The sequence below is a fragment of the Paraburkholderia solitsugae genome, assembly GCF_013177695.1.
GTDB lineage: Bacteria > Pseudomonadota > Gammaproteobacteria > Burkholderiales > Burkholderiaceae > Paraburkholderia > Paraburkholderia solitsugae.
The window spans coordinates 1-4,599 of record NZ_WOEY01000191.1 but is presented as its reverse complement, the minus strand read 5'-3'; the positions used below and the strand labels follow the sequence as shown (position 1 = coordinate 4,599).

Annotated in this window: 5 protein-coding genes; 2 read left to right on the top strand and 3 right to left on the bottom strand. The window is 62.3% G+C overall.

Features of this window, described 5'->3' with window-relative positions; all coding sequences use genetic code 11:
- Nucleotides 1-34: 34 nt before the first annotated feature.
- Entirely contained in the window at nt 35-856 is an 822-nt protein-coding gene (locus tag GNZ12_RS43710) for an ABC transporter ATP-binding protein (RefSeq protein ID WP_172319198.1), read from the top strand.
- Nucleotides 857-995: 139 nt separating this feature from the next.
- Here the strand turns inward: GNZ12_RS43710 and kdgR are convergent, their stop codons facing one another.
- Nucleotides 996-1,880 carry a DNA-binding transcriptional regulator KdgR gene (kdgR, locus tag GNZ12_RS43705; RefSeq protein ID WP_172319197.1) on the bottom strand — a complete coding sequence of 295 codons (885 nt, stop codon included), beginning with the start codon at nt 1,878-1,880 and terminating at the stop codon, nt 996-998.
- Between the two features lie 308 nt (nt 1,881-2,188).
- Here kdgR and kdgT point away from each other — a divergent pair, with 308 nt between their 5' ends.
- Nucleotides 2,189-3,211, top strand: coding sequence for a 2-keto-3-deoxygluconate transporter (gene kdgT / locus GNZ12_RS43700; RefSeq protein WP_172319196.1), 1,023 nt, complete (start codon nt 2,189-2,191; stop codon nt 3,209-3,211).
- Nucleotides 3,212-3,275: 64 nt separating this feature from the next.
- Here kdgT and GNZ12_RS43695 read toward each other — a convergent pair whose 3' ends face one another.
- The gene (locus tag GNZ12_RS43695) at nt 3,276-3,875 is read right to left on the bottom strand and encodes a GNAT family N-acetyltransferase (RefSeq protein ID WP_172319194.1); all 600 of its coding nucleotides are present in this window, start codon (nt 3,873-3,875) and stop codon (nt 3,276-3,278) included.
- A 225-nt stretch (nt 3,876-4,100) separates the two neighbouring features.
- Nucleotides 4,101-4,599, bottom strand: a 499-nt coding sequence (locus GNZ12_RS43690) for an aldehyde dehydrogenase family protein (RefSeq protein ID WP_172319192.1), incomplete at its 5' end; no start/stop codon positions are given.

Below are 4,599 nucleotides of genomic sequence, written 5' to 3'. Positions count from 1 at the left end.
GTCGGTTCTTGAAAACGCTTCGCAAGGGTCTCTGATGAATCATCCGCAACCGGCTGTTTCGTTCCGGCGCGTCGGCCGGACTTTCGATGTCAATGGCCGTGCCTACGAGGCGATCCGCGATTTTTCGCTCGATATCGCCGAGGGCGAATTTGTGGCGATCGTCGGTGCGAGCGGTTGCGGCAAGTCGACCTTGCTGCGGCTGCTGGTCGGTCTCGATGCGGGCTTCGATGGCGAGATCCTGGTCGACGGTGCGCCGGTGCGCGGCATCGGCGCCGAGCGTGGGATCGTGTTTCAGGAGCATCGGCTGTTTCCCTGGCTCTCGGTGGCACGCAATGTCGCGCTCGGTCTCGCCGCGCAGCCTGTGCCCGAGGAGGAGGCGCGTTCGCGCGTCGAGGAAGCCGTGCGACTGGTCGGCCTGCAAGGTTTCGAGCACGCGCTGCCGCATCAGCTCTCGGGTGGCATGGCGCAGCGCGTGGCGATTGCGCGGGGTCTCGTGGCAAGTCCGCGCATTCTCACACTCGATGAACCGTTCGGCGCGCTCGACGCCCTGACGCGTCATCAGATGCAGGATGAGCTATTGCGGATTCGCGAGCGTGAGCGCATTACGACGGTGCTGGTGACGCACGATGTCGACGAGGCCGTGTTTCTCGCCGACCGCGTGGTGGTGATGAAAGCGCGGCCGGGGACGATCGCGAGCGTCGTGGAGATCGCGCTGCCGCGTCCGCGCAGCCGTTCGAGCTACGACTTTTATGTGTATCGCGAGACGATCACCGAGGCGCTGCTTGGCGATGAAGCGGGGCACGCCCGATTGCATGCGCCGGTGAGGGAAATCGAGTTGGCCAGCTTTGCGTGGTGAAAGCGGTCCGAAGTGTTCGGGCCTGTTTGCGTTGGCAGAGGGTGCACGCCGCGCGGCATGCTAAATAGCACGTTGCGCCGGCGTCCGTGCGAGAGCGGCGGGCGCCTGATTGAGGTGGCTTTTGCGGCGCTTTCGTGTTTTAACTTGAGCCCTGCTCGACAGTGGCTTGCTCTGTCGCCGTCGCCTCGCGATAGCCGAGCCGCGTCGAGATCGCGAGTCCCGATTGTTTGAGTAGTGCAACGTAGTGCGATTTCGTGTCGGCGCCACATCGCATGGTCGGAAACGAAATCGACAGGCCGGCGATCACGCGGCCGAAGCGGTCGAACACCGGCACAGCGAGACACTGCAACCCTTCTTCCTGTTCCTCGTTGTCCTCGCCGTAGCCTTGCTCACGCACGCGCGGCAGGATGCTTAGCACGGCCTCGGCTGAAGCGAGCGACTTTTGCGTCGACTTGCGAAACTCCACGTGCGAGAGGACGTCGCGCGCATCGGCTAGGTCCATCCACGCGAGCAGCACCTTACCGATCGCCGTGCTATGCAGCGGATTGCGCCGGCCAATCCTCGACTGCATGCGCAGCCCGTAGTCGGCATCGATCTTGTGGATGTAGATGATTGCATCTTCGTCGAACGCGCCGAGGTGGACCGCCTCGCGTGTGGCCATGCCGATGCGTCGCATCTCGACGTCGGCCTCGCGCACCAGATCGACGCTCTCCAGTGCCTTCGCACCGAGTTCGAACAGGCGGATCGTCAACCGGTAGCGCTCGGTTTCGACTTCCTGCGTGACATAGCCGAGCGTTTTCAGCGTCTGGATCACGCGATGCACGGTGGTCTTCGACATGCCGAGCCGCTGCGACAATTCGCTGATGCCGATCTGTCCGCTGTCGCCGATCACGCCGAGAATCGCGAAGACCCGGCCGATCGACGAAGCCGATTCGCCTCTGTCGTTGGCCATGCCGCCGGTGCTGTCCGCTTCTTGCCCGTGTGCGACGTCGTCGTCCCTGCGCTGCCTGCCCATTGCTGCCATTTCCGTCATTCCCTGTTGATGCCAATCCGATTACAACCCGCGCGGTATTGGGGCACCGGTTTGTTCTCGACTGTAGCGCGGAATCCAGTATGTGGAACATCGGTCCGAAAATATTGCACTGCCGCATCAATGCTGACAATGGCTTCAAATAATGCGAGGGTAAACGACCGGTGCGAAGCTTATAAGAAGCGGAACGGCGTTCCGATCGTGGTGCTATATTGCGCAAAAAGGGAGTAGCCCGAAGCAGACGCGGGACATCACCCCGGGTGATTCGCCCGGCTACTGGACGCAAAGTCCACGGAGGAGACATGAAGCTCAAGAAGGCTATCGACCGCATTCCAGGCGGCCTGATGCTGGTGCCGTTGCTGCTTGGCGCCTGTGTCCATACGTTTGCGCCGGGCGGCGGGAAATACCTTGGGTCGTTCACGAATGGATTGATCATCGGGACGGTGCCGATTCTGGCGGTATGGTTCTTCTGCATGGGCGCGACGATCGACCTGCGGGCAACCGGCGTCGTGTTGCGCAAGTCGGGCACGCTGCTCGTGACCAAAATGGTGGTGGCGTGGATCGCGACGCTGGTCGCTTCGCACTTCATTCCGATCGATGGCGTCAAGGCGGGGCTTTTTGCCGGTCTCTCGGTGCTCGCGATCACGACGTCGATGGACATGACCAACGGCGGTCTCTATGCGGCGGTGATGCAGCAATATGGCAGCAAGGAGGAGGCGGGCGCGTTTGTCCTGATGTCGATTGAATCGGGGCCGCTCGTCAGCATGATCATTCTCGGCGCGACCGGTGTCGCGTTCTTCGAACCGCGGCTGTTCGTCGGCGCGGTGTTGCCGTTTCTGATCGGCTTCGTGCTGGGTAATCTGGACAGCGAGCTGCGCGAGTTCTTTGGGCGCTGCGTGCATCCGCTGATTCCGTTTTTCGGCTTCGCGCTCGGTAACGGCATCGACCTGAATGTGATCGTCACGAGCGGTTTGCCGGGCATCGTGCTGGGCCTCGGGGTGATCGTCGTGACGGGTATTCCGCTGATTCTTGCGGACCGGTGGATCGCGGGCGGTAACGGGGCGGCGGGGTTGGCGGCTTCGTCAACCGCTGGGGCTGCGGTGGCGAACCCGGCGATCATCGGCGAGATGATTCCGCGCTTCAAGCCGCTGGTGCCGGCCGCGACGGCGATGGTCGCGACCGCGTGTCTCGTGACGGCGGTTCTGGTGCCGATTCTTACCGCGTTATGGGTGCGCCGGCATCATGCGCGCGATGCGTTGCGTGAGGAGTTTGCTGCGGCGACAACGCCACCGCCGCCGCTTGGTGAGCGGGACGTGCACGTTTAACGGAGTGGGTGGCTGGTTTGCGCCGCAACGCGACGACGTGAAGAGAGTCACGTGAGGCGGGGCTTCACCGCCCCAGCTTCCTCTGCAACATCACCTTCACCTCCGCCCACTCCTCATCGATGATGCTAAAGCGCACCGAATTGCGCTTACGCCCATCCGGCATGATCCGCTCGTGCCGGACAATCCCTTCCTGTTTAGCGCCAATCCGCAGAATCGCCGCTCTTGATTTCTCGTTGAGCTCGTCTGTAGTGAACTGCACACGCACGCACTGCATCGCCTCGAACGCATGACTCAGCGGAAGGTACTTCGCCTCGGTGTTCACCGCCGAGCGCTGCACCGACTCGCTCAGCCAGGTATGGCCGATTTCCAGCTTCCGGTTCACCCGGTCGATTTTCCAGAACCGCGTGCTGCCGACAATCGCGCCGGTGTCGCGCCTCACGATCACGAACGGCATCACCGTGCCGGCCGCGCGTCCGTCGAGCGCGGTTGCAATATAGTTGCCGACGGTTTCAGGACCTGGCACGACAGTCAGCTTCATATTCCACAACTGACCATCCGCGGCGGCGTCGAGCAGACCCTGCGTGTGTTCCTGCTGAAGCGGCTGGAGTTCAACGATCTGTCCGGTCAACGTGGGTTGCATGAGGCTGGAGGAGGCGTCGTTCATGACGAAGCGGATTTTCGTTGTATGACTGCGCATCATAAAGCGAAGAATGGGCTGAACGAAGCGAATGAGCCGCTAATCAAGGAAGAATCAAGGGACGACTCGCGGGGCGAGTTGCAATAAAAAAGTCCGCGAACGAGCGCTCGCGGACCTGGCACAGTGATCAAACAGGCAGACGAGGTCGGAAACCTCGCCCTGAAGCCTCACGACCTTATGGCCGTCGGCGTCTTAAACCGCCATCACCGAAACCGCCTTGGTGACCAGATAGCCTTCCATGGCTTCCGGCCCCCCTTCCGACCCATACCCCGAATCCTTCACGCCGCCAAACGGCATTTCCGGCCAGGGCGCGGCAGGCTGGTTGATCCACAGCATGCCGACTTCCATCTGTTGCGACAGCAGATGCACGTTGCGGAACGACTTCGTAAACGCATAACCGGCGAGACCAAACGGCAGACGGTTCGCCTCGGCGATCGCTTCTTCGAGCGTGTCGAAACCGCGGATCGCGGCGATCGGGCCGAACGGCTCGTTGTTGAACACGTCCGATTCGAGCGACACGTTGGTCAGCACGGTCGGCGCGAAGAAATTGCCCTCCGAGCCCACGCGTTCGCCGCCCGTCTCGACCTTCGCACCCGTCTTGCGGGCATCGTCCAGCACCTTGCTCATCGCCGTGAGACGGCGCGCATTAGCGAGCGGCCCCAGGGTCGTGCCTTCCGCCAGACCGTCGCCG